21 protein-coding genes are annotated in these 22,050 nt (G+C 61.3%); 14 read left to right on the forward strand and 7 right to left on the reverse strand.

Annotated features, from left to right (window positions below):
• Positions 1-3 precede the first annotated feature (3 nt).
• The 3 genes from ACJ8J1_RS02230 to ACJ8J1_RS02240 all read left to right on the forward strand — a co-directional run bounded on the left by ACJ8J1_RS02230 (position 4) and on the right by ACJ8J1_RS02240 (position 1,762).
• Positions 4-810 (forward strand): sulfite exporter TauE/SafE family protein, encoded by an 807-nt coding sequence (locus ACJ8J1_RS02230; protein ID WP_025303718.1) that lies wholly within the window; start codon positions 4-6, stop codon positions 808-810.
• Between the two features lie 80 nt (positions 811-890).
• Positions 891-1,448 carry an elongation factor P hydroxylase gene (locus ACJ8J1_RS02235; RefSeq protein WP_033643908.1) on the forward strand — a complete coding sequence of 186 codons (558 nt, stop codon included), beginning with the start codon at positions 891-893 and terminating at the stop codon, positions 1,446-1,448.
• Positions 1,449-1,480: 32 nt separating this feature from the next.
• Positions 1,481-1,762, forward strand: a complete 282-nt coding sequence (locus ACJ8J1_RS02240) for a YfcL family protein (RefSeq protein ID WP_033643907.1) — start codon at positions 1,481-1,483, stop codon at positions 1,760-1,762.
• Between the two features lie 40 nt (positions 1,763-1,802).
• Here ACJ8J1_RS02240 and mnmC read toward each other — a convergent pair whose 3' ends face one another.
• Entirely contained in the window at positions 1,803-3,824 is a 2,022-nt protein-coding gene (mnmC, locus tag ACJ8J1_RS02245) for a bifunctional tRNA (5-methylaminomethyl-2-thiouridine)(34)-methyltransferase MnmD/FAD-dependent 5-carboxymethylaminomethyl-2-thiouridine(34) oxidoreductase MnmC (RefSeq protein WP_033644330.1), read from the reverse strand.
• 170 nt (positions 3,825-3,994) lie between these two features.
• Between mnmC and fabB the strand changes: the two genes are divergently transcribed.
• Both fabB and ACJ8J1_RS02255 read left to right on the forward strand, forming a co-directional pair.
• Entirely contained in the window at positions 3,995-5,215 is a 1,221-nt protein-coding gene (fabB, locus tag ACJ8J1_RS02250) for a beta-ketoacyl-ACP synthase I (RefSeq protein ID WP_016926857.1), read from the forward strand.
• A 212-nt stretch (positions 5,216-5,427) separates the two neighbouring features.
• Positions 5,428-5,649, forward strand: a complete 222-nt coding sequence (locus ACJ8J1_RS02255; RefSeq protein WP_004936201.1) for a hypothetical protein — start codon at positions 5,428-5,430, stop codon at positions 5,647-5,649.
• 51 nt (positions 5,650-5,700) lie between these two features.
• Here ACJ8J1_RS02255 and apbE read toward each other — a convergent pair whose 3' ends face one another.
• Complete coding sequence (gene apbE / locus ACJ8J1_RS02260) at positions 5,701-6,732, reverse strand: FAD:protein FMN transferase ApbE (RefSeq protein ID WP_033643906.1); 1,032 nt, start codon at positions 6,730-6,732, stop codon at positions 5,701-5,703.
• Positions 6,733-6,884: 152 nt separating this feature from the next.
• Between apbE and ACJ8J1_RS02265 the strand changes: the two genes are divergently transcribed.
• On the forward strand, positions 6,885-7,997 hold the full coding sequence (locus ACJ8J1_RS02265; protein ID WP_033643905.1) for an SLC13 family permease: 1,113 nt from the start codon (positions 6,885-6,887) through the stop codon (positions 7,995-7,997).
• On the opposite strand, the gene pepT is transcribed toward ACJ8J1_RS02265, so the two are convergent.
• Positions 7,994-9,241 (reverse strand): peptidase T, encoded by a 1,248-nt coding sequence (pepT, locus tag ACJ8J1_RS02270; RefSeq protein ID WP_033643904.1) that lies wholly within the window; start codon positions 9,239-9,241, stop codon positions 7,994-7,996. The two genes, ACJ8J1_RS02265 and pepT, sit on opposite strands and share 4 nt — an antisense overlap.
• 217 nt (positions 9,242-9,458) lie before the next feature.
• Here pepT and ACJ8J1_RS02275 point away from each other — a divergent pair, with 217 nt between their 5' ends.
• Complete coding sequence (locus ACJ8J1_RS02275; RefSeq protein WP_016926861.1) at positions 9,459-10,355, forward strand: endonuclease/exonuclease/phosphatase family protein; 897 nt, start codon at positions 9,459-9,461, stop codon at positions 10,353-10,355.
• Between the two features lie 27 nt (positions 10,356-10,382).
• Here ACJ8J1_RS02275 and pdxR (ACJ8J1_RS02280) read toward each other — a convergent pair whose 3' ends face one another.
• Positions 10,383-11,816, reverse strand: a complete 1,434-nt coding sequence (pdxR, locus tag ACJ8J1_RS02280) for a MocR-like pyridoxine biosynthesis transcription factor PdxR (RefSeq protein WP_187307471.1) — start codon at positions 11,814-11,816, stop codon at positions 10,383-10,385.
• Positions 11,817-11,909: 93 nt separating this feature from the next.
• Here pdxR (ACJ8J1_RS02280) and ACJ8J1_RS02285 point away from each other — a divergent pair, with 93 nt between their 5' ends.
• The gene (locus ACJ8J1_RS02285; RefSeq protein WP_033643902.1) at positions 11,910-12,365 is read left to right on the forward strand and encodes a rhodanese-like domain-containing protein; all 456 of its coding nucleotides are present in this window, start codon (positions 11,910-11,912) and stop codon (positions 12,363-12,365) included.
• 4 nt (positions 12,366-12,369) lie between these two features.
• On the opposite strand, the gene flk is transcribed toward ACJ8J1_RS02285, so the two are convergent.
• On the reverse strand, positions 12,370-13,398 hold the full coding sequence (flk, locus tag ACJ8J1_RS02290) for a flagella biosynthesis regulator Flk (protein WP_033643901.1): 1,029 nt from the start codon (positions 13,396-13,398) through the stop codon (positions 12,370-12,372).
• A gap of 205 nt (positions 13,399-13,603) precedes the next feature.
• Here flk and ACJ8J1_RS02295 point away from each other — a divergent pair, with 205 nt between their 5' ends.
• From ACJ8J1_RS02295 to ACJ8J1_RS02310, 4 genes are read left to right on the forward strand one after another with little or no spacing between them, the layout of a single operon-like run.
• Positions 13,604-13,966, forward strand: coding sequence for a hypothetical protein (locus ACJ8J1_RS02295; protein ID WP_033639760.1), 363 nt, complete (start codon positions 13,604-13,606; stop codon positions 13,964-13,966).
• A gap of 49 nt (positions 13,967-14,015) precedes the next feature.
• On the forward strand, positions 14,016-16,052 hold the full coding sequence (locus tag ACJ8J1_RS02300; RefSeq protein ID WP_033643900.1) for a protein-disulfide reductase DsbD family protein: 2,037 nt from the start codon (positions 14,016-14,018) through the stop codon (positions 16,050-16,052).
• Complete coding sequence (locus ACJ8J1_RS02305; protein ID WP_033643899.1) at positions 16,049-16,765, forward strand: DsbA family protein; 717 nt, start codon at positions 16,049-16,051, stop codon at positions 16,763-16,765. The genes ACJ8J1_RS02300 and ACJ8J1_RS02305 overlap by 4 nt, the downstream gene beginning before the upstream one ends.
• Positions 16,758-17,258, forward strand: coding sequence for a protein disulfide oxidoreductase (locus ACJ8J1_RS02310; protein WP_033643898.1), 501 nt, complete (start codon positions 16,758-16,760; stop codon positions 17,256-17,258). Before ACJ8J1_RS02305 ends, ACJ8J1_RS02310 begins: the two co-directional genes overlap by 8 nt.
• Here ACJ8J1_RS02310 and pdxR (ACJ8J1_RS02315) read toward each other — a convergent pair.
• Complete coding sequence (gene pdxR, locus ACJ8J1_RS02315) at positions 17,255-18,721, reverse strand: MocR-like pyridoxine biosynthesis transcription factor PdxR (protein ID WP_033643897.1); 1,467 nt, start codon at positions 18,719-18,721, stop codon at positions 17,255-17,257. The two genes, ACJ8J1_RS02310 and pdxR (ACJ8J1_RS02315), sit on opposite strands and share 4 nt — an antisense overlap.
• 172 nt (positions 18,722-18,893) lie before the next feature.
• Here pdxR (ACJ8J1_RS02315) and ACJ8J1_RS02320 point away from each other — a divergent pair, with 172 nt between their 5' ends.
• Both ACJ8J1_RS02320 and ACJ8J1_RS02325 read left to right on the forward strand, forming a co-directional pair.
• Positions 18,894-19,889 (forward strand): DMT family transporter, encoded by a 996-nt coding sequence (locus ACJ8J1_RS02320; RefSeq protein WP_033643896.1) that lies wholly within the window; start codon positions 18,894-18,896, stop codon positions 19,887-19,889.
• A 156-nt stretch (positions 19,890-20,045) separates the two neighbouring features.
• Positions 20,046-20,675, forward strand: a complete 630-nt coding sequence (locus tag ACJ8J1_RS02325; RefSeq protein WP_033643894.1) for a CatB-related O-acetyltransferase — start codon at positions 20,046-20,048, stop codon at positions 20,673-20,675.
• 121 nt (positions 20,676-20,796) lie between these two features.
• Here ACJ8J1_RS02325 and ACJ8J1_RS02330 read toward each other — a convergent pair whose 3' ends face one another.
• Positions 20,797-21,594, reverse strand: coding sequence for an MrpH family fimbial adhesin (locus ACJ8J1_RS02330; RefSeq protein WP_142075822.1), 798 nt, complete (start codon positions 21,592-21,594; stop codon positions 20,797-20,799).
• Between the last annotated feature and the right edge of the window lie 456 nt (positions 21,595-22,050).

Consider the following 22,050-nt stretch of genomic DNA (forward strand, 5'->3'; position numbering starts at 1 on the left):
CACATGGACTGGTTCGTCATTGGCCCCGAGATGCTCGGGGTGTTGTTTGCGGTAGCGCTGCTGGCGGGGTTTATCGACTCCATCGCCGGCGGCGGCGGATTACTGACGGTGCCGGCCTTGCTGGCAGTGGGGGTTCCTCCGGCGCAGGCGCTGGCGACCAATAAGCTGCAGTCGGTCGGCGGCTCTTTCTCCGCCAGTCTGTACTTCATTCGTCGGCGAGCGGTGAACCTCAACGACCAGAAGCTGACGATTTTTCTGACGCTGATCGGCTCGATCGCCGGTGCGATTCTGGTGCAGCACATGCGCGCCGATTTGCTGCGGCAGATGTTGCCGCTGCTGGTGATCGGCATCGGTCTCTATTTCTTGTTGATGCCGCGACTGGGTGAGGAAGATCGTCAACGCCGCCTCGGCGCCTTGCCGTTCGGGCTGGTAGCCGGCGGTTGCGTCGGGTTTTACGACGGTTTCTTTGGCCCCGGCGCCGGCTCATTCTACGCGCTGGCCTACGTGACGCTGTGCGGTTTCAACCTCGCCAAGTCTACGGCGCACGCCAAAGTGCTGAACTTTACCTCCAACGTCGGCGGGTTGGCGCTGTTCATCATCGGCGGCAAGGTGGTGTGGAGCATCGGTCTGGTGATGCTGGTGGGGCAGGTGCTGGGGGCGCGTTTGGGCGCGCACATGGTGCTGACCCGTGGCCAGAAATTGATTCGGCCGATGATCGTGATCGTCTCGCTGGTGATGAGCCTCAAGCTGCTTTACGACAATCACGGCGCGGAAATTCAGCAGTGGTTGACCGCCTTGGTGCACGGTTAAAGATGAAGAGGGGGCGTTGCTTACGCGCCCTGTCTTATCGGGTATAATGGCCTCTTTATTTTTGTGGTTATAGAGTTTTTATGTCAGACACGCAGACCCGTCATCGCTATGAACAGCTGATCGAGATCTTCAATCAGTGCTTCAGCGATGACTACAACACCCGCCTGGTGAAGGGCGACGACGAACCTATCTACCTGCCGGCCGACGACGAATTGCCGTATCACCGCATCGTGTTCGCCCACGGCTTCTACGCCAGCGGCCTGCATGAAATTTCGCACTGGTGCATCGCCGGCGAAGCGCGCCGCCAACTGGTGGACTTCGGTTACTGGTATTGCCCGGACGGGCGCGACGCGCAAACCCAGAGTGAATTCGAAGCGGTGGAGATCAAACCGCAGGCGCTGGAATGGATGTTCTGCGTGGCGGCCGGTTTCCCGTTCAACGTCAGCTGCGACAACCTGAACGGCGACTGCGAGCCGGATCGCATCGCGTTCCAACGCAAGGTGCGCGCCCGGGTATTGGCGCTGCTGGAGCAGGGAATACCCACAAGGCCTGCGCGCTTTATTCAGGCGTTGCAATCGTTCTACAATACGCCACCGTTGGCGGCCGAGCACTTTCCGTATCCGGAAGATCTCAACTGACGCCACAGCCCGTTATTTAATGAGGAAATTTGATGATCGCAGAATTTGAAGCGCGCATTTTGGCGCTGATTGATGACATGGTAGAGCACGCCAGCGATGATGAACTGTTTGCCGGTGGCTACCTGCGCGGTCATCTGACGCTGGCGGTGGCCGAGGCGGAAGAGCAGGGCGAACACACCGCCGAAGCGCTGAAAGCGCGGGTGGAGGAGAGCCTGCACAAAGCGATCGCCGCCGGGGAACTCTCGCCGCCGGATCAGATCCTGGTGCGCGGCATGTGGGAAAACCTCTATCAGGCTGCAGCCCCTGCCGCCTGATCGTCATGCCGGGGCGCGTCGCCGCGCCCCTCAAGGTTGATTAAACCGCACGCCCTTTCAGCAATTTCCGCACCCACATCCGATTCGGATTCAACGCCGCCAGCAGGCGCGCATCGCCCGGCAACGGCTCGCCGAACAGCTGCGCCGCCAAAATTTCCGCCGCCAACGGCGCCGAACACAAGCCGCGCGAGCCTAACCCGCCGATAGCGAACAGACCGGGATAGAGCGGCGCATCGGCGACGGTTTCGCCGCGCTGGTTCTGCCGCTGCAAATCCTGATACTGTGCCAGCGTGGCCTGATAGTCCGGCAGCGCGCCGACCATCGGCAGATGATCGCGGGTGGCGCTGCGCACGCCGCAGCGCGCCTGATGAGCGCTGACGTCCACCTGCTGCGGCCAGGACTGCTCCGGTAGACAGCGCAGCAGGCGCTCGCGGTTCTCCTGTTGCTCCTGCTCGCGGTAGTCGGTGGCGATGTCGCCGCGCTGGTAGCTGGCGCCAATGCAGTGGTGGCCGTTGTTGGCATTAACCGGCGTCAGGTAACCGTCGTAACACAATACCTGTTTCAATTGACCGAGGGCCGGCGAGCTTGGGATATGCGACACCTGCCCGCGTACCGAATACAGCGGCAGGGCTTCCGTCGGCGCCAGTTCGGCCAACCGATGGCCGTTGGCCAGGATCACCGTCGCATGGCATCGGCTGTCGCCGTTGGCGAAATCGATGCGCCAGCCGTTTTCTTCCTGCGTCAGCCTCTGTGCATCGTGCCGGTAGTGGCAGACCAAGCCCTGACGCTGCGCCAGCGCGATAGCGCCGCGCGTCAGCTCGGCCGGGCAGAGCCAGCCGCCTAGCGGGTAGGTGATGCCGCCAAAGCCGGTATCAACACCGCACCGTTCGCTGAGCGTCTCGCGGTCGGCCGCCATCGCCAAGGCCTGCGGCCAGTCGGCTTTCAGCATATTGGCGATCTTGGCGCCGCTCTTTTCGTCATAGGCCAACTGGCTGACGCCGCACCACTGGTGATCAAAGGCGACGCCTTGTTGCAACAGGGCATCGTACTGGCGGCGGGCGAAGGGAAACGCGGCGCTGAAAAAGCTCTCCAGCGCGTCGCCGCTGCCGTTCAGCAAAGGATAAATCGCGCCCTGGCGGTTGCCGGATGCGCCCTCGGCCGCCTGCTCATCGGCGCAGTACAGCGTGACGGTGGCGCCGCGGCGCAGCAAGGCCAGCGCGGTGAGCGCGCTGGCGACGCCGCCGCCGATCAGGGCGATGTCGGCGGTGTTGTCCGCCGCCGGGCGTCGATACCAGGGCGCCGGATGTGCGGCGGGCTGCGCATCGGCCGGGAGCTCGCCGGCGAGCATCTCACGCTTTTGGCCGAAGCCTTTGCAGCGGTTGACCTGAAAACCGGCCTGTTGCAAGCCGCGGCGCACGAAGCCGGCGGCGGTAAAGGTGGCGAAGCTGCCTCCCGGCCGGGCGAAGCGCGCCATGGCGACGAACAGTTGATCGGTCCACATGTCGGGGTTTTTTGCCGGCGCGAAACCGTCGAGGAACCAGGCATCCACCTGGTTATTCATGCTGGCGTCAAACTGCGGCAGCAGATCGTTGACGTCGCCGAACCACAGATCGAGCGTAATGCGGCCTTCGGCTAACAGCAGGCGATGGCAACCCGGCAACGGCAGCGGCCACTGGGCGCGCAGCTCGTCGGCATAAGGCGCCAACTCCGGCCAGCGTGCATGCGCCGCCGCCAGGTCAGCCTGCTGCAGGGGGAATTTTTCGAAGCTGATAAAGTGCAGGCGCTGCAGCGTCGCGTCCGGCTCGGCTTGACGGAAGCCGGCGAAGGCCTGCCACAGCGTGAGGAAATTGAGCCCGGTGCCGAACCCGGTTTCCGCCACGACAAACAGCGAACGCGGATGGGCGGCGAAACGTTGCGGCAGCCGATTGCCGTGCAGGAAGACGTAGCGAGTTTCTTCCAGCCCATCCTGATTGGAAAAATAGACGTCATCAAACTGTTTCGAAACAGGTGTACCCTGTTCGTTCCAGGTTAGCGTTGCGGTTTGGATGGGGGCGTGGTTCACGGTCAATGGCTCGAAATTCAAGGGATGCCGCGAATTCTAACGGCGCTGGCGCCCCGGCGCAAACTGGACAACAATAAAGCTGAAAAACGCTGATCGGACTTGTTCGGCTTACATCTGTACGCTAAAGTGCGATGCAAAATCCCGTAGGTAAATAGTGGAAGAGGTATTGAATGAAACGTGCAGTGATTACTGGCCTGGGAGTTGTCTCCAGCATTGGTAATAACCAGCAGGAGGTCCTGGCAAGCCTGCAGGAAGGACGTTCTGGGATCACTTTCTCCCAGGAGCTGAAAGATTCCGGCATGCGTAGTCACGTATGGGGGCAAGTTAAGCTCGACACTACCGGCCTGATCGACCGCAAGGCGGTGCGTTTCATGAGCGACGCTTCCATTTATGCCTTCCTGGCGATGCAAGAAGCGATCGCGTCTTCCGGCCTGAAGGAAGAAGAGTATCAAAACAACCCGCGCGTAGGCCTGATCGCCGGTTCCGGCGGCGGTTCTCCGCGCTTCCAGGTGTTCGGCGCCGATGCGATGCGCAGCCCGCGCGGCCTGAAAGCGGTTGGCCCGTACGTGGTGACCAAGGCCATGGCTTCCGGCGTTTCCGCCTGCCTGGCAACGCCGTTCAAAATCCACGGCGTGAACTACTCCATCAGCTCCGCTTGCGCCACCTCCGCGCACTGCATCGGCAACGCGGTTGAGCAAATCCAGCTGGGCAAACAGGACATCGTGTTCGCCGGCGGCGGCGAAGAGCTGTGCTGGGAAATGGCCTGCGAGTTCGATGCGATGGGCGCGTTGTCCACCAAATACAACGACACGCCGGAAAAAGCGTCCCGCACCTATGACGCCGATCGTGACGGTTTCGTCATCGCCGGCGGCGGCGGCATGGTGGTGGTTGAAGAGCTGGAGCACGCGCTGGCGCGCGGCGCGCACATCTATGCGGAAATCGTCGGCTACGGCGCGACTTCCGACGGCGCCGACATGGTTGCCCCTTCGGGTGAAGGCGCAGTGCGCTGCATGAAGATGGCGATGCAGGATCTGGATGCGCCGATCGATTACATCAACGTGCACGGCACCTCTACGCCGGTAGGTGACGTGAAAGAGCTGGGCGCCATTCGTGAAGTGTTCGGCGACAATACCCCGGCCATCTCCTCCACCAAGGCGATGACCGGCCACTCGCTGGGCGCTGCGGGCGTGCAGGAAGCGATCTACAGCCTGCTGATGCTGGAGCACGGCTTTATCGCGCCGAGCATCAACATCGAAACCCTGGATGAACAGGCGGCCGGCATGAACATCGTGACTCAGCCGACCCAGCGCGAGCTGACCACCGTGATGTCCAACAGCTTCGGCTTCGGCGGCACCAACGCCACGCTGGTGATGCGCAAACTGGCGAAATAATCCCGCCGGCGCGTCATTCCGCCAACAAGCCCGCGTTTTCGCGGGCTTTTTACTGCCCGAAGCCCACCGGCCGGGCGCTCGGAGTTTTCCCAAATCACATCCCCTGACACATCATTACCTCGCCATTACACGCGTTGGGCATACAATAGCCAGGTAGCGTGATTATCGCTCGGCGTAGCTTTCTAAAGTGATCGAACATTGAGGCAAGAAGTATGAAAAAGTTAATTGCGGTTGGGTTACTGTCGGCCGTGTTGGCCGGATGCGCCACCGATTCTCCCTGCGTGCCGGTCTACGATGACCAGGGGCGTCTGGTGCACACCAACACCTGTATGAAGGGCACCACTCAGGATAACTGGGAAACCGCGGGCGCGATCGCCGGCGGTGCGGCGGCGGTTGCCGGTCTGACCCTCGGTATCATCGCGCTGACCAAGTGATCGGCGCGGAACAGGAATAAGCCCGGCCATTGCGCGCCGGGCTTTTTTATCTCACTGCACTAAAAATGCTTTGAACTGCGGCGTCATCACGGCGCTGAAACCGTCGTCGGTTTTGCTGATCAGGTAGACCGCCAGCCCTTTCTCTTCTGCGAGCTGCAACGCTTTCTCCGGGCCCAGCACCATCAAGCCGGTATCCCAGCCGTCGGCCTCGAGTGCGGTCGGGGCGATCACCGTGGCGGAAACCAGTCGGTGGTTTATCGGCCTGCCGGTGGTCGGATCGATGACATGGGAGTAACGCTGGCCGTTTTGTTCGAAGTAGTTGCGGTAGCTGCCGGCGGTGCTGATGCCGTAACCGTGCAGATCCACCAGCGCCTGCACCGCATTTTCACGGTCGGTCGGCTTTTGGATCGCCACCCGCCAGGGTTTGCCCTGGCCGTTGACGCCGCGTGAAGAGACCGCGCCGCCTACCGACACCAGGTAGTTGGTAATGCCGTGACGGTTCATCAGGCGCACCAGCTCATCGGCACCATAGCCTTCGCCCAGCGTCGAGAGATCGACATACATGCCCGGCAGATCTTTTTGCAGCCACTCCCCGCGATTGTCGCTGATCAGCTTCAGGTGCTGCAGGCCGATGTTCTGCTTCGCCGCGTCGATCTGCGCCTGTTCCGGCACCTTGACCGGATGCTTGTCTGGGCCGAACCCCCACAGGTTCACCAGTGGGCCGACGGTGATGTCCATGGCGCCGCCGGTATCGCGGCCGATGCGTTGGGCCATCAATACGATGTCCGCCATGCCGCGCGGGATAGGCTGCGGCTCGAGGCTGGCGCTGCGGTTAAATTGCGACAGCACCGAGTCGGCGCGGTAGGTGGAGATATCGTCGTTGGCCCGTTCGAGCACCGCGTCGATCTGCCGCTGCAGTTCTTGCTTGCCGATCGCGACGTCACCGCTGACTTTAACGCTGTAGAAGGTGCCCATGGTCTTGCCGTCGATAGCGATTTGCGGGCGGGAGGAGGCATCGTCGCAGGCGGCGAGCAGGGCGCATAAGGCGCTGAGCAACGCCCCTTTGGCGAACAGGGAAGCCATAACATGTCCTTTGAAAACGAGAAAGCCGCTACAAATAAAGTAAAGCGCGGCAAATGAAAAGCGGATAAAGGTAAAATAGCATTTTGCTGGCGCTGAAGCCGCGTCTGAGCTAACGTCTGCCCATTCTTTTCGGTGAGGTTCACACTGCCGCTATGAGTTCAACCGCCATTTCTCGGCTTATCCACCCCTTTGTCAAAGATCGCTTCTTGCATGCATTGCTGCTGGCCGGCGTGGCGATGTTCGCTTTTCATCCGCAACCGCTGTCGGCGCTGGGTGGTTTCATCGACGGCCGTACCCTCATCACCCTGTTGGGGCTGATGCTGCTGACCAAAGGGGTGGAGGTCAGCGGCTACTTCGATTTTGTCGGCCGCAAGATTATCAACCGCTTGCACAGCGAACGGCGGCTGGCGCTGTTCCTGGTGTTTTCCGCCGCGCTGCTGTCGTCGTTTCTGACCAACGATGTGGCGCTGTTTATCGTCATTCCGCTCACCATCACGCTAAAAAAGCTGTCGGCGCTGCCGGTTGGCCGCTTGATCATCTTCCAGGCGCTGGCGGTGAACGCCGGTTCGTTGCTGACGCCGATCGGCAACCCGCAAAATATCCTGCTGTGGAGCCGCTCCGGCCTCTCTTTCCTCGGTTTCATCGGCCAGATGGCGCCGTTTGGCGCCGCAATGATGTTGAGCCTGCTGGCGCTGACCTGGTTCAGCTTCCCGGCGCGCGACATCGTGAAAACGCCGAATACCGAGGGGTATCCCTACCAGCGGCCGTTGTTGCTGAGCTGTGTAGGGCTGTATGCGGTTTTCCTGCTGTGTCTCGATTTCGATCTGCCGTTGTACGGGCTGCTGGCGGTGTTCGCCGGTTTCTTGCTGCTGGCGCGCCGAGTGCTGTTGCAGATCGACTGGAGTCTGATTTTCGTGTTCGCCGCCATGTTCATCGATGTCGGCCTGTTTACCCGTTTGCCGCCGCTTCAGCCGGCGTTCGCCGCCATCGCCGGGCTGAGCGAGGGGAGCGTGTATGCGTTGGGCGTCGGGCTGTCGCAGATCGTCAGCAACGTGCCGGCCACCATACTGTTGCTCAACTATGTGCCCTCGAGCGCTCAGTTGGCCTATGCGGTCAACGCCGGCGGCTTCGGGTTGGCGATCGGGTCGCTCGCCAACCTGATTGCGCTGCGCATGGCGGGGGAGCGCAAGATCTGGTTGCGCTTCCACTATTATTCGCTGCCGCTGTTGGTATGGGCCGCGTTGCTCGGCTGGGTGATGAGCTAAGCCGGTTGGCCGCTTTGTCGCGCGGCCAGCAGGCAAATGCTGCGGGTCACCTGATAGGATTTCACGAAGGCGCTGACGGGTAAAAACTCGAAGCGCGAGTGGAAGTTATGCGCGCCGGTGAAGTAATTGGGCGTCAGGATGCCACGGCTGGAGAGCGCCGCGCCGTCGGTGCCGCCGCGCATCGGGATCACCTTCGGCGGGATGCCGTGGGCGGCGAGGGCGCCGAAGATCAGATCGATGGCGCGCCGGTCCTCGCCGATGGCGTTGCTGATGTTGCTGTAGATGTCGCTGACGCTGCAGCTGACGTTGGCCCGCGGATAGTTGGCCGCCACCTGGCGCACGGTCTCCTCAAGGCGGGCTTTGCGTGCCTCGAACGCCGCGCGCTCGAAGTCGCGAATCGACACCTTCAGCGTCGCCTGATTGGCGTTGGCGGCCAGATCGGTGAACCAGAAATAGCCCTCGCGCCCTTCGGTGTGCTCCGGAGTATCCTGCACATCGAATCGGTTAATGATGTCGTTGGCGATGCGTATCGGGTTGATTAATACGTTTTTCGCCGACATCGGGTGGGCGGTCACCCCCTCGATGCGGATCTCCGCCGCCGCCGCGTTGAAATTCTCGTACACCACTTCACCCAGTTCGCAGCAGTCGATGGTGTAGGCGAAATCGACGGGGAAACGCTGCAGATCCAGCGCCTTGGCGCCGCGCAGGCCGATTTCTTCGTCCGGCACGAACGCCACCACGATATCGCCGTGGCGATCGGCCGCGGTCAGGTTGGCCAGCAGCGTCATCACCACGGTGACTGCCGCCTTATTGTCGGCGCCCAGCACGCTGGTGCCGTCGCTGAACAGGATCTCTTCGTTCCGGTAGGGCAGGATCTCCGGATGCTCGGCGGTACGCAGCCAGATGTCCTGCTCGGTGTTCAGGCATAAATCCTCGCCGGTGAAGCGCAGGCGCTGCGGGCGAATCTCGGGCGACAGGCCGACGTCCACGGTGTCGATATGCGTGATGAAGCCGATGCGCGGTGCGCCGGGTTGGGTGCCGGGCTTGCGGGCGGTCACGGTGGCGTGCTCGTCGATTTGAACGTCGGCCAGGCCGAGCCGGCGCAGCTCGTCCGCCAACAGTTGCGCCATCTCATGCTGTCCCGGCGTGCTGGGCAGGGCGGTTGCGGCGGCGTTGCTCTGGCTGGTGACGGCCAGGTAGCGGAAGAAACGTTCGGTAAGCTGTTCGGCAATCGGGCTGGTCATCGGAACTCCTCGCGGTTGGCAATCTACCGGTTTTAAAACGAAATCAGCCGATTGTCCAACGGCGCAATGCGTAAACCGCCAGAATGCGAAGCATCGCGCAGAAACGAAAAATAGCGGTGCAACTAGGAAATAGTCGCAGGTTTCTGCGGCAAAATCGGTGTTAGCTGTGGGCCGGGAAGCGCCCGCATAACACTTATCTGTCCCTCAAGGAGAATTCATGCACACCGGTCACGCTTTGCTCATCACCTTACTGTCCCTGGGCATCTCTCACAGCGCCTGGTCGTCCGCCGATACCGGGCACGCCAACAGCAACGCCAACAGCCGCGAGGTGGCCAGCGCGTTGGGCGGCCTGAAGAACAAAACCTACGAACTGGAACAGGCGCCGAAGATCCGCGTCGCCAGCTTCAATATCGCCGCCGGCAAGGTCAGCGACATGACCGCTATCGCCAAGGCGATTCGCGCGATGAACGTCGACGTGGTGGCGCTGCAGGAGGTGGATAAACTCACCGCCCGCAGCGGGCGGGTCGATCAGGCGGCGGAACTGGCGAAGCTGACCGGCATGCAGGCGGTGTTCGGCCGGGCGATCGATTTCGACGGCGGTGAATACGGACTGGCGTTTCTCTCGAAGTATCCGCTGCACGACGCCGTGATCTATCCGTTGCCGTCCGGCCAGCGCGAGCAGCGCATCGCCTTCAGCGCCAAGGTTGATGTGCCGGAGTTCCCGACGCCGATCACCCTGTTCAACACCCACCTCGATACCAAGGAAGATCCGACGATGCGTCTGGATCAGGTGCGGGAGCTGAACGATCGCACCATCGAAGTGCGCGGCATCAAACTGCTGTTCGGCGACATGAACGACGTGCCGGGCAGCGTCACCTGGCTGGAGCTGAGCCGCTATTGGAACGATATCATGCCCAATGGGCAAGATGGCCGCAGCTGGCCGGCGGAAAACGCCGAAATCAAGGTGGATTACATCTTTAGCGGCAATGCGCAGCGTTGGCATCTGGACAGCCTGACGGTGCCGAACGCCAGCGGCGATTGGAACGGCGTGCACTGGCCGGCGGTGAGCGATCACCTGCCGCTGGTGGCGGAGATGCGCCTGACCGAGCAATAAGCCGGCCGGCGTCTCTCCGGGGCAGGGCTAAGCCGCGGCGATCCGAGCCAGCCGCTCGACGGCGCTGCGGATCTCGCCCGGCGTCAGGGCCGAAAAACCCAGCAGCCAGCCGTCGCGCTGGGCCTGAACCGTTTGGTATTGCGCCGTTAACCCGGGCGTAAGGACGCCGAGCCGCCGCGCCTGTTGGCTGAGCGCCGCCTCCCGGCCGGGCGGCAGCCAAACGCTGAGCTGCAGGCCGCCGGCGGCGGGAGCGGCCGTGGCGAAGTGGCTCAGCTTTTCGCTCACTTCCGTCAGCAGCACATCGCGCCGGCTGTGGTAGAGCTGGCGCATGTAACGAATATGCGCGGCGAAGTGCCCCTGGCGAATGAACTCGGCGGTCACCGCCTGCATCAATTGCGCGCTGTGGCCGTCATAGACCGTGCGTGCGGTGACGAAGGGGGCGACCAGCGCGGGCGGCACGATCAGGTACGCCAGCCGCAGCGAAGGGAACAACGATTTGGAGAAGGTGCCGAGATAGAGCACCCGGCCATGGCGATCCAGGCCTTGCATCGCCGGAATCGGCAGCCCGTCGTAGTGAAACTCGCTGTCGTAATCGTCTTCAATGATCCAGGCCTGTTGCCGCTCCGCCTGCGCCAGCAACGCTAAGCGGCGTGCCAGGCTGAGCGCCGCGCCGGTCGGGTATTGGTGCGAGGGCGTCAGATAAATCAAACGCGGATCGGGCAAGGAAGGTTCTGCTCGCAGGCCATCGCCGTCTACCGCCACCGGCGTCAGCGCGGCGCCGGCGCTGATAAAGGCGTTTCTCGCCCCGGTGTAACCCGGCTCTTCCATCCAGACGCTGTCGCCGCTGTCCAACAGTAAGGTGGCGATCATTTGCAGCGCCTGCTGCGAACTGGTCAGCACGATAACCTGGCTCGCATCGCAGACTACGCCACGCGTTTGGTTGACGTGGGCGGCAATGGCTTCGCGCAGCGGCAGATAGCCTTGCGGATCGCCGTAGCGCAGCAGGCTTTCCCCCTGCAGGCGCAGGCGTTGAGCGGTCAACTGCTTCCACAGGGCCAGCGGAAACGCGCGCAGGTCCGGCGAGCCGGCTGCGAAGGCCTGAGGATGCTGCGGATCGCGGCAGCCGCCGGTGTGCACGATCTGTTGGCCGCGCAGCGAAAGGCGCGGCATGGCGGTGCGGGTCGCCGGCGGCGGCGATTTGGCGATGCGGATAGCCACAAATGTGCCCTGGCCGACGCGGCGCTGCAAATACCCCTCCGCCTCCAACTGGCCGTAGGCTGCTTCGACGGTCACCCTTGAGAGGTTCAGATCCCCAGCCAGCACTCGGCTGGAGGGCAGCCGTTGCCCAACGCTCAATGCGCCGTGGTGGATGGCCTGCCGCAATGCCGCACACAGACGATCGCGCAGCGTGCCGATGGCCTGGGGCGATTGCTGAAACAGCGTGATCAGCGTGTGCCGCATAATGGGTCTTATCATGAGTAAAAAATGGGTATCAATCATAAGACCAAAATCGGGCACTATTGTCATCTGTCTTGATCAACGGGAGTGAGTGATATGTCGAAAGAATCCTTGGTGCTGGCCTTTCCGCCGGCAGCGCCGGAAGAGAGCCTGGCCTATCTGGCGGCCAAGCTGAGCCGCTATGCGGATGCCTGGGACGTGGCGGAAGATTTGCGCAATGGCGTGGACGGGATGGTGGTGATCGACACCCGTGCGGAGGCGCTGTACGCCGCCGGGCATATCCCCGGCGCGCTCAGCTTGCCGCATCGCCTGATGGATGAAGCCGGCACGGCGCACCTGGATCGCCAAAAGGTGTATGTGACCTACTGCGACGGCATCGGCTGCAACGGCTCCACCAAAGGCGCCTACAAGCTGGCGAAGTTGGGGTTTAGGGTGAAGGAGTTGATTGGCGGGCTGGATTTCTGGCTGCGCGACGGCCATCCGTTGGCCATCGGCGAACTGCCGGGGTCACTGCGCTCCCGGGCGGCCGCAGCGGACTGCGGCTGCGCCTGAGGCGTTAAAACACCAGCGCCAGCACGACGGCCAACGCCAACAGCAGCAGGATCAGCGCCACGGCGGGCTTGCTCAGCGCTTTTTGCAGCGGCAGAGGCAGGGTGGCGATCAGCGGGTTGAGCAGCGGCTGCGGTTCGATAGAGGGGCTTGCGATCGGCTGCGCCTGGCCGGCTTTCTCCAGACGGCGGGCAAACAGCTGATGAATGGCGTCGCTCATTTGCGGATGCGTCAGCGGCGCGTTGGCGCCGCAGTTGAAGCGCGTCTGGCAATAGTCGTTCATCTGCTGCAGTTCTTGCTCATCCGCCGGCTGTTTGAGCGCCGCCAGCAGGTTGTTCAGCGTTGGCGCGTTCTGCGGGCTGAGCGCCACCTTCACCTGTAAAAACTGGTTCAGCAGCTGGAAGTGGCGCGCCGGCAGCGGATCGTTGGTTTTCACGCCCGCCAGATCGAACAGCGTTTGCCAAATTTTAGCCGGCGCTTCGCCGGTCGCGGCGCTGAGTTTGGTGACCTGCTGCTGCAGGCTTTGATGCTCTGCGGGCAGCAGCGGGCGATCGCTGGTGGCGGTTTGCTGCGGTTGGGGAATGGTCAGGCCGCCGGTCTGCAACAGATTCAGCACCTGCTGCAGCTGCGGCGGGCTTAGCTGGCTCAACACCGTATGGCCGAACCGTTGACGAATAAAGTCACTGACCGCCTGGCGATTATTGCCCTGCGGCAGCAACTCGGCCAGCTGTTGCAGCAGTTGGCGCCCGGCATGGTTTTGCTGCGCCTGCGTCAGGCGCGTTTGCAGCAGCTGTTCCGCCGGTTGAAAATGGCGCGCCAGCAGTTCGCCGCCTTTGTCGGCGCCGAGATCGTGACGCAGAGACGCCCAGATCTCCGCCGATTTTACTGGGCTGAGCGTCATGATTTTCACGATCAGTTTTTCCAGCGTTGTGCGCTGCGCCGGAGAGAGGGGTTGATCGTCAGTGGCCGCCGTTTTGCCCGGGGAAGGGGGGCGCTCGCCGGCGATTGGGGTGCCCGGCCCACTCAAAGGTTGCATATCACCAGTCCTTCGCTGTGTATCCCCGCAGTGTGCCTGGAGGAGAGAATCGTCATTGTACCCGGCGAAAAGCGCAGGCTTACCCTCTATGATACCTGTAATTCGCCGCCATCAATACCGCCGCTCAGACATTTCTTTACCGACAAAACGTTGCTAATCGCGTCTGCGCCGCTAAGATAACCCCAGATCTGAACATGAGGATGGCATGGTTAAACGGCAGCGGATTGCAAAATGGTTTTTATGCCTGGCTTGCCTGGTGGTGCTGACGTGCATGACCCAGCGCATGGCGGGCCTGCATGCGCTGCAGCAAACGCTGGGGATCCCGGCCGCTACCGCCGTTCAGTCCAGTGATGCCGCCGCCGAAGCGCAGCCGACGCCCTGTGAACTGAGCGCCAAATCATTGCTGGCCGCGCCGCCGGTAATGTTCGAAACCGTGCTGTTCGGGCTGGGTCTGCTGCTGGCGCTGTTGGCGCCGACCATTGCCGCGCGTCTGCGCATTCCTCCTCCTCGCGCCATTTCTCCGCCCACCCTCAGGGTGCACCTTCGATTATGCGTCTTCCGTGAATGAGTTAATCGCCCGTTTTTCGCGGTGAATTAATCATTTATGGAGAATTAACATGTTGAAAATTATCAGGCTGGCCTGCGCTTGCCTGTTTATGCTGTGGCTGCCCGCCTTGCAGGCGGCGGACAGCGGCTGGCTGCAAAATCCGGCCAACGATCATGCCAAGGTGCGGCTGCGCGCCGACACGTCACAGCCGGGAGAGACCCGTCTGCTGCTGTCGGTCGAGCTGCAAAAAGGCTGGAAAACCTACTGGCGTTCCCCGGGTGAAGGCGGCATCGCGCCGGCTATCGTCTGGCAAGGCCACCCACCGCCGGCGACCTGGCACTGGCCGACGCCGCAGCGTTTCGAGGTGGCCGGCATTTCCACCCAAGGCTATCACGATCGGGTCACGCTGCCGATCGTGATGCCAGGCCCGGTATCCGGCCCGCTGGCGGGCACCCTGACGTTGTCCACCTGCAGCAATGTCTGCATTCTGACCGACTACCCGTTCAGTCTGGATCTGACGACGCCGAACGATCCGCAGTTTAATCACGACTTCGCGCAGGCGATGGGGCAAGTGCCGATCGCCGCCGGGTTGACGGATAACGTCAAGGCCGGGTATCGCAGCGGCGAGCTGCAGATTGCCGCCGAACGCGCCGGCGGTTGGCAGCGGCCCGCGCTGTTCTTCGATACACTGGCGGATGCCGATCTCGGCAAGCCGCAGGTTGAAACCGACGGCGATCAGCTGCTGGCGCGAGTGCCGGTCAGTGATGGCTGGGGAGAGGCGGCGCCGGATCTGCGCGGCAAAACGCTGACGCTGGTGATCGACGACGGCGGCATGGCGCAGCAGATTACGCTGCCGATTGGCGATCCGCTGGCCGCGCCGGCCGGTGCGGCGTTCCCGTTATGGCAGGCGGTATTGATGGCGCTGGCGGGCGGGTTGATCCTCAATCTGATGCCGTGCGTCCTGCCGGTGTTGGGCATCAAGCTCGGTTCCATCCTGCAGGTGGAGCGGCGCGATCGGCGCAGCGTACGGCTGCAGTTCCTGGCGTCGTCGCTGGGTATTGTCGCCTCGTTTATGGCGTTGGCCCTGCTGATGACGCTGCTGCGGCTCGGCAACCACGCGCTCGGTTGGGGCATTCAGTTCCAGAATCCGTGGTTTATCGGCTTTATGGTGCTGGTGACGCTGCTGTTCAGCGCCAACCTGTTCGGCCTGTTCCATCTGCGCCTCTCATCCGATCTGAATACCTCGCTGGCCACCCATAACGGGCACGGTCTGAGCGGCCATTTCTGGCAGGGCGCGTTCGCCACGCTGCTGGCGACGCCGTGCTCGGCGCCGTTTCTCGGCACGGCGGTGGCCTTCGCGCTGGCGGCGTCGCTGCCGGTGCTGTGGGGCATGTTCATCGCGCTCGGCATCGGCATGAGTCTGCCGTGGTTGCTGATCGCCGCCTGGCCGTCGCTGGCGCTGCGGTTGCCGCGTCCCGGCCGCTGGATGAATACCGTCAAGCTGGCGATGGGGTTGTTGATGCTGGCGTCGTCGCTGTGGTTGCTGAGTCTGCTGAGCAATCATATCGGCGTGCAGGCTACGCTGTGGCTGGGGGGGTTGGCGCTGCTGGCACTGCTGCTGGCGGTGTGGCGCCGGCAGGGGGCACGGTTGGCGGCCAAGCTGGCGGCGGGCACGTTGGTGCTGGCGGGCGCCGTCTTGCTGGCCGGCTCGCTGACCGCCGGTCTGTGGCACCAGCCGTTGCAGGATCGGGTGCAGTGGCAACCGCTGAGCGAACAGGCGATCGCCGAGGCGCTGGCGCAACATAAACGGGTGTTCGTCGACGTCACCGCCGACTGGTGCGTGACCTGTAAAGCCAACAAATTCAATGTGCTGCTACGCGATGACGTACAGCGGGCGTTGAGCGCCGATGACGTGGTCGCGCTGCGCGGCGACTGGAGCCGCCCGTCGGCCGACATCAGCGCCTTCCTGCAAAAGCGCGGCAGCGTCGCCGTGCCTTTCAACCAAATCTATGGCCCCGGCAGCCCGGACGGCGAGGTGTTATCCCCGCTGTTGACCCGTGACGCCGTGCTGCAAACGCTTTCCCATGCCAAAGGAACCGAACAATGAAAAAGCTACTGATTTTACTGATGATCATCGCCGCCCCGGTGTGGGCCGCCGAGCCTTTCACCCCGGCGCAAGAGGCGCGTATCAAAGAGATGATCCGCGAAACGCTGGTGTCCAACCCGGACATTCTGGCGCAGGCGGTGGACGCCTGGCAGCAGCAAACCGCAGGCCAGCAAATCAGCCAGGCTATCAAGCAGAATGCTAAAACGCTGTATCAGGATCCGGCCAGCCCGCGCCTCGGCGCCGCCAACGCCAAGCTGACGCTGGTGACCTTTACCGACTATAACTGCCCGTACTGCAAGCGGTTTGATCCGATGCTGGAGAAAATCGTCAAGCAATACCCGGATGTGGCGCTGGTGGTGAAGCTGTTGCCGTTCAAGGGCGAAAGTTCGGTCAGTTCGGCGCGCGTGGCGCTCACCACCTGGCAGCAGCACCCGGAGCAATTCTGGGCCTTGCATCAGCGGCTGATGGCGAAAAAGGGCTTCCACGACAAGGCCAGCATCGCCGCCGCGCAGGAGAAAACCGGCGTCAAGACGGTGGCGCCGAGCGAACAGAGCATGACCACGCTGCGCACCAATATGGCGTTGGCGGAACAACTGGGCGTACAAGGGACGCCGGCGACGCTGATCGGCGATCGGATGCTGCCGGGGGCGGTGTCCTATGAAGAGCTGGAAACGATAGTGAAGCAGCAGCTGGCGAAGGCCAACCATGGTTAAGCTCAAGCGCTGGGGGCGCGAGTTGCTGCTGCTGGCGCTGATCGCACTGGCGGTGATCACGGTGATGGATTGGCTGAACGCGCCGCAGGCGCCGCCGGCCTTCGATGCCCAGACGCTGACCACGTTGGACGACGAGCGCGTGTCGTTGGCGCAGCTCAGTCATGAGCGGCCGCTGCTGGTTTACTTCTGGGCCAGCTGGTGCGGCGTTTGTCGTTTCACCACGCCGGACGTCGCCCGTTTGCAGGCGGCGGGCGGCAACGTGCTGACCGTCGCGCTGCGATCGGGCGACGATACCCAGGTGAAACAGTGGCTGGCGCGCAAACGGCTGGCGCTGCCGGTGGTCAACGATCCGGCCGGTACGCTGTCGGCGCAGTGGCAGATTGGCGTGACGCCGACCTTCGTGGTGGTCTCGCAGGGCAAGGTGGTGCAGAGCACCACCGGCTGGACCAGCTACTGGGGGATGAAGCTGCGGCTGTGGTGGGCCGCCGTCTAACCGGCGTTTTTCTCTGCTATCACTTCCTCAATCGCCCGGCTAAGCCGGGCGATACCTTCTTCAATCTGCGGCGGCGAGTTGGCGGCGAAGTTTAGCCGCAGACTGTGCGCGCCCAGCTGTTCCTGGGCATAAAAGCATTCGCCGCGCGCGAAAGTGACGCCGTGCCGCCAGGCCACCGGCATCAGCTCGGTGGTGGTCACCGTCGCGGGCAGCGTCAGCCAGATAAACAAGCCGCCTTGCGGCGTTTCGAAACGGCACCCCGGCGGCAACCGCCGTTGCAACGCGTCGATCATCACTTCGAGATGCAGGCGATAGACGCGCCCGGCGCGGCGCAGCTGCTTGTCGTAACGGCCGACGGTGACAAACGCGTCCAGCGCCCGCTGGATCAGGCTGGAACTGGTGAAGCTGTCAACGTGCTTGCGCCGCGCGAAGCGCTGATAGTGCTCGCTGTCCGCCACCAGATAGCCGATGCGCATGCTGGGCAGCAACATCTTGGAGAAGGTGCTGACGTAGATCACCGCGCCCGGCTGCGCCAGCGCACGCAGCGACGGCAGCTGTTTGCCCTGGTAACGCAGATCGCCGACGAAATCGTCCTCCAGGATCACCACGCCGGCCCGTTGGGCGATCGCCAGCAGGCGCCGCCGGCGAGCTTCGCTCAGGCAACGGCCGGTCGGGTTGTGAAAGTTGGGGATGGTGTAGATCAATTTGGGGCGGTGGCGTTCCAGCAACTCGGGCAATCGTTCGACCAGCATGCCGTGGCGATCGCCCGGCACGGTGACGATATTGATGCGGTGCTGGCGCAGCAGGCCCAGCGCTTCGGCGTAGGTCGGTTCTTCGACGATCACCGTATCGCCCGGCGCCAGCAGGCTTTGCACCACCAGGCTGATGGCATGCTGCGAGCCGTTGGTGATCAGCACCTGTTCCGCCTGCGTGGGGATGCCCTGTGCGCTGAGGATGCGGCTCAGCGTATCGCGCAGCGGGTAGTAGCCGCAGTATTCGCCGTAGCTGAAGGCCTCTTCCGCGTGGCGGCTGAGCACCGACAGCAGCACTTTGCGAAATGCCTCCAGCGGAAACACCTTAGGGCTGCCGACGCCGGCGGCGAAGTTGATCAGCCCCTCCGGCAGCGGGGCGTCGGCGTAGCCGTCCAGCCGCGAGGTGAGGGTGGTGAAGCTCTCCAGCGGGAAGGGGGCATCGCTGGTCGGCCGGGCCGGGCGCGTTTGCGCCTGCGGGTGCGCAACATAGGCGCCGCTGCCGCGTCGCTGATGCAAAAAGCCCTTGGCCGCCAGTTCGGCATAGGCGTTATCCACCGTCAAACGGCTGACCGCCAATTCGGCCGCCAGCGTGCGCGTTGAGGGCAGCTTGTCGCCATCCACGAACACGCCGGTAAGGATGGCGCGCCGCAGCGCTTCTTCGATCTGTAAATAGAGCGGAACGTCCTGCTCGCGATCTAACGGAATGTGCATGCGAAATTGGCCCGGTTAGGGAGAGAGCTTTTTACTATACCCCATGTCAACAGGGCTTCAAGCGCAGAAAAGTGGCCTGCATGACAAGGCCGAAAAGTGGCTATAGTGGGAAAATATGGCCGCGTTACACTGTGCGCCTGAGCATTTATGTCGCCATTTTCCCGAGGATCTCATGTCATTACCGTCAGGCGTTTCCGCCCGGCCTTTGCTGCCCGGCGCGCGTCTCTTTCAGGGCAGCCGCCAGGGTTACGTCATCGCCATTATCAGCGCCATGCTGCTGGCCTTTACCGCCATCATCATCCGCGCGCTGACCGAATACTATCACCTGCCGACCTTCGTGCTGGCGTTCTGGCGCGCGGCGCTGGTGGCGCTGGTGCTGTTGCCGCTGCTGTTGGTGGTGAAACCGCAGTGGGCACGCCTGCGCCGTGAACAGGTCTTGTTCTACGCGCTTTACGGGCTGCTGCTGGCGTTGTTCAACAGCCTGTGGACGCTGTCGGTGGCGCTGAACGGCGCATCGGTGGCGACCATTCTGACCTACTGTTCGGTGGGCTTTACCGTGTTCCTCGGCTGGGTGATGTACAGCGAACGCCTGACGCTGCGCCAACTGCTGGTGATCGCCATCAGCCTGGGCGGTTGTTTCCTGGTCAGCAACGGCGACAGCATGGGCAACCAGCACTTCGACTTGTTGGGGCTGCTGGTGGGGATGCTGTCGGGCATCGGCTATACCCTGTATACCCTCGGCGGGCGGGTGGCCAGCGAACGGGGCTATCCGGTGTGGAACACCATTTTGTACGTGTTCGGTTTTTCGGCGCTCTATCAGCTGGTGTTCAACGCGGCGCTGACGGCGTTCCCGCTGACGGCGTTCCACGGCATGGCCGGCTCTCTGTGGTTCCTGTCGCATGGCGCGCAGGGCATTCAGTGGAGCGGCTGGCTGTTGCTGCTGGCGCTGGCCGCCGGGCCGACGCTGTTGGGCTTCGGGTTGTATAACATCAGCCTGAAAACGCTGCCGCTGGCCGTAGCCAACCTGATCCTGTCGTTGGAGCTGGTTTTCACCGCGGTGATCGCCTATTTCCTGCTGGGGGAAAACATGAATCAGCTGCAGCTGCTGGGCAGCGCGTTGGTCATGGGCGGGGTGCTGCTGTTGAAAAGCAAGACCGCCGAGGCGTGATCGGTTACCATTTCGCCTCGCAAGAGAGGCGGTAATCATGAATAACCCGAGATTGAAACGAGCGCTTATCGCTTGAATGGCCGTGTTGAGTGAACGACAACACGGCCACAGACATTCCGTTCCGTGGCTTTTATTCCCGTAACAAGAGAATACGCCATGTCCGAAAAACACTGGTCCAACACCGAACTGCTGCATCAGACGGTGACTAACCCGAATATTATCGTCAAAGGCACCCACAGCTACTACAGCGACTGCTGGGATAACGGTTTCGAACGCTCGGTGGTGCGCTATCTGCACGGCGACGCGGTCAGCCGGCAATGGCAGCCGCTGGGCGAAATAGATCGCCTGCTGATCGGCGATTACGTGTGCATCGCGGCCGAAGCGGTGATCCTGATGGGGGGCAATCACACCCATCGCATCGACTGGTTGAGCCTGTACCCGTTTATGGCAACCATCAAACAGGCGTACCGCCCCAAAGGCGATACCCGGCTGGGTGACGGTTGCTGGATTGGCATGCGGGCGATGTTGATGCCAGGGGTATCGATAGGCGAAGGGGCGATCGTCGCCGCCGGCAGCGTGGTGACCGGCGACGTTGAACCTTATGCCATCGTCGGCGGCAATCCCGCGAGGTTTATCCGTTGGCGATTCGCGCCGGAAGTTATCGCGCGCTTGCTTGCGTTGCGCCTCTATGATTTGTCCGAGGCGGACTTTGCGCAGGTGCAGCCTTTGCTGGCCGATAATGATATTGCGGCCTTAGAGCGGGCGGTATGCAACATTGAGCGTTAGCTAATGAAACACGGGATAATAACGCTGCGCAAGCTCGATTAAGGCCCGAGATAATCGGGCCAAGTGTACCAGAAACACTGCGGCTGTTAATCCTCGTTCCACGACAGCCGTAGTGCCGCATTTATAGAAATGCAATGTATACAATAGCATTACCTGAGAAAGGCCCTGGGTCGACGGTATCATGGGCTGTCAGTTTTGCTTTTAGGCTGATATTTCTTTGTTGGCCGCCAACCAGATAATAATCCACGCCTGTCCATGCAGAGTTGCCATCTAAAAAAAGCGTTGAATAAAATTTCTTATTGCTTCTTAAATAAATATTCCCCTCGCCCAATGTAGATTGAGAGTAAATTTTTATCGTGCCTGATTGAGTGCATCCGATTGTTCCATAAATCGTTCTCTCCATCCCGGAAATCTCGTCTTGTGAAAGCGTATCAAAATCTATCACTGTAGGAAGATTCACATCACAAGATTGGTTTTGTGGTGGTAATATGCCGCAAACAGAATTAGGCCATAAACTCGCACCGCCGGATATTGCCGGCGTTCGTATATAGAACATCCCAACACAGCTGGCATCTCTGCCATTCACGAGGTAAGGCTGCGAGGTCCATGGAATGCCGAAGGTGTTCTTCCAGGCGATCTCCACTTCTTTTGCTGTTCTATAATTTTCAATCCGAAGACAATTTTTGGAGTCTACACATGAGCCGTGTAGTCCAGGATATCGAGTACTGTATTTTACATCAGGGCCAATAAAACAAGACGTCCACCCATAGCAAGGGTTGAGATCAGAAGGGCTCTCATCCCACGCAACCAGCGATTGAACAACCGTCAGGTTAACAAAAGAGACCGGGAGCATATAGGCGCCAGCTAAAGCTTGCTGAGATAATAAAGAGGCGAAACAAAAAATAAATACTCTAAACATTATAATCCCTCATTTTACATTGATCTTCCTTATTGATTGTTCATCTATAATGTTGCCCATATTGTGACAGGTTTACAGAGGATATCGTCATCACATTACCATGTGCCTGATTGAACGGCAATAATATGGTCTCTGGCGTTGTTCGATGAGCTTTGGCTAGGTTTATAATATTTTATTTTTTATGATTAAATAAAAAATCATAATTCATATTTATATAATGGCTCAGTGTGCTTGCGTCACGTTCTCCATAAATACCGATATAAAAAGTTCGTGTAGGGGGCAGATTCAGGGGTAAAATTTGATGGCCTTCGCCAGGTTAAAAACGGTGTCGAGGAGGTAACAGACATCTTTAATGGAGCAATCGCGTACAACAAAGGCTATTGCGAGTTTAGACATGAAAAATCCAGAGTCAAAAGTCTGGCTCTGGATTTTTTCTCTGCTCGACTTATGCAAGCA

Source organism: Serratia sp. CY37869, assembly GCF_052168895.1.
Lineage (GTDB): Bacteria > Pseudomonadota > Gammaproteobacteria > Enterobacterales > Enterobacteriaceae > Serratia > Serratia ureilytica.

Coding starts and splice junctions, on each gene's coding strand:
- pdxR (WP_033643897.1), bottom strand. CDS start 18,721: ATGCACATTCCGTTAGATCGCGAGCAGGACGTTCCGCTCTATTTACAG.
- ACJ8J1_RS02295 (WP_033639760.1), top strand. CDS start 13,604: ATGGTTAAACGGCAGCGGATTGCAAAATGGTTTTTATGCCTGGCTTGC.
- ACJ8J1_RS02305 (WP_033643899.1), top strand. CDS start 16,049: ATGAAAAAGCTACTGATTTTACTGATGATCATCGCCGCCCCGGTGTGG.
- pdxR (WP_187307471.1), bottom strand. CDS start 11,816: ATGCGGCACACGCTGATCACGCTGTTTCAGCAATCGCCCCAGGCCATC.
- apbE (WP_033643906.1), bottom strand. CDS start 6,732: ATGGCTTCCCTGTTCGCCAAAGGGGCGTTGCTCAGCGCCTTATGCGCC.
- ACJ8J1_RS02285 (WP_033643902.1), top strand. CDS start 11,910: ATGTCGAAAGAATCCTTGGTGCTGGCCTTTCCGCCGGCAGCGCCGGAA.
- ACJ8J1_RS02300 (WP_033643900.1), top strand. CDS start 14,016: ATGTTGAAAATTATCAGGCTGGCCTGCGCTTGCCTGTTTATGCTGTGG.
- ACJ8J1_RS02265 (WP_033643905.1), top strand. CDS start 6,885: ATGAGTTCAACCGCCATTTCTCGGCTTATCCACCCCTTTGTCAAAGAT.
- ACJ8J1_RS02240 (WP_033643907.1), top strand. CDS start 1,481: ATGATCGCAGAATTTGAAGCGCGCATTTTGGCGCTGATTGATGACATG.
- ACJ8J1_RS02230 (WP_025303718.1), top strand. CDS start 4: ATGGACTGGTTCGTCATTGGCCCCGAGATGCTCGGGGTGTTGTTTGCG.
- ACJ8J1_RS02255 (WP_004936201.1), top strand. CDS start 5,428: ATGAAAAAGTTAATTGCGGTTGGGTTACTGTCGGCCGTGTTGGCCGGA.
- fabB (WP_016926857.1), top strand. CDS start 3,995: ATGAAACGTGCAGTGATTACTGGCCTGGGAGTTGTCTCCAGCATTGGT.
- ACJ8J1_RS02320 (WP_033643896.1), top strand. CDS start 18,894: ATGTCATTACCGTCAGGCGTTTCCGCCCGGCCTTTGCTGCCCGGCGCG.
- ACJ8J1_RS02235 (WP_033643908.1), top strand. CDS start 891: ATGTCAGACACGCAGACCCGTCATCGCTATGAACAGCTGATCGAGATC.
- flk (WP_033643901.1), bottom strand. CDS start 13,398: ATGCAACCTTTGAGTGGGCCGGGCACCCCAATCGCCGGCGAGCGCCCC.
- pepT (WP_033643904.1), bottom strand. CDS start 9,241: ATGACCAGCCCGATTGCCGAACAGCTTACCGAACGTTTCTTCCGCTAC.
- ACJ8J1_RS02275 (WP_016926861.1), top strand. CDS start 9,459: ATGCACACCGGTCACGCTTTGCTCATCACCTTACTGTCCCTGGGCATC.
- ACJ8J1_RS02330 (WP_142075822.1), bottom strand. CDS start 21,594: ATGTTTAGAGTATTTATTTTTTGTTTCGCCTCTTTATTATCTCAGCAA.
- ACJ8J1_RS02310 (WP_033643898.1), top strand. CDS start 16,758: ATGGTTAAGCTCAAGCGCTGGGGGCGCGAGTTGCTGCTGCTGGCGCTG.
- ACJ8J1_RS02325 (WP_033643894.1), top strand. CDS start 20,046: ATGTCCGAAAAACACTGGTCCAACACCGAACTGCTGCATCAGACGGTG.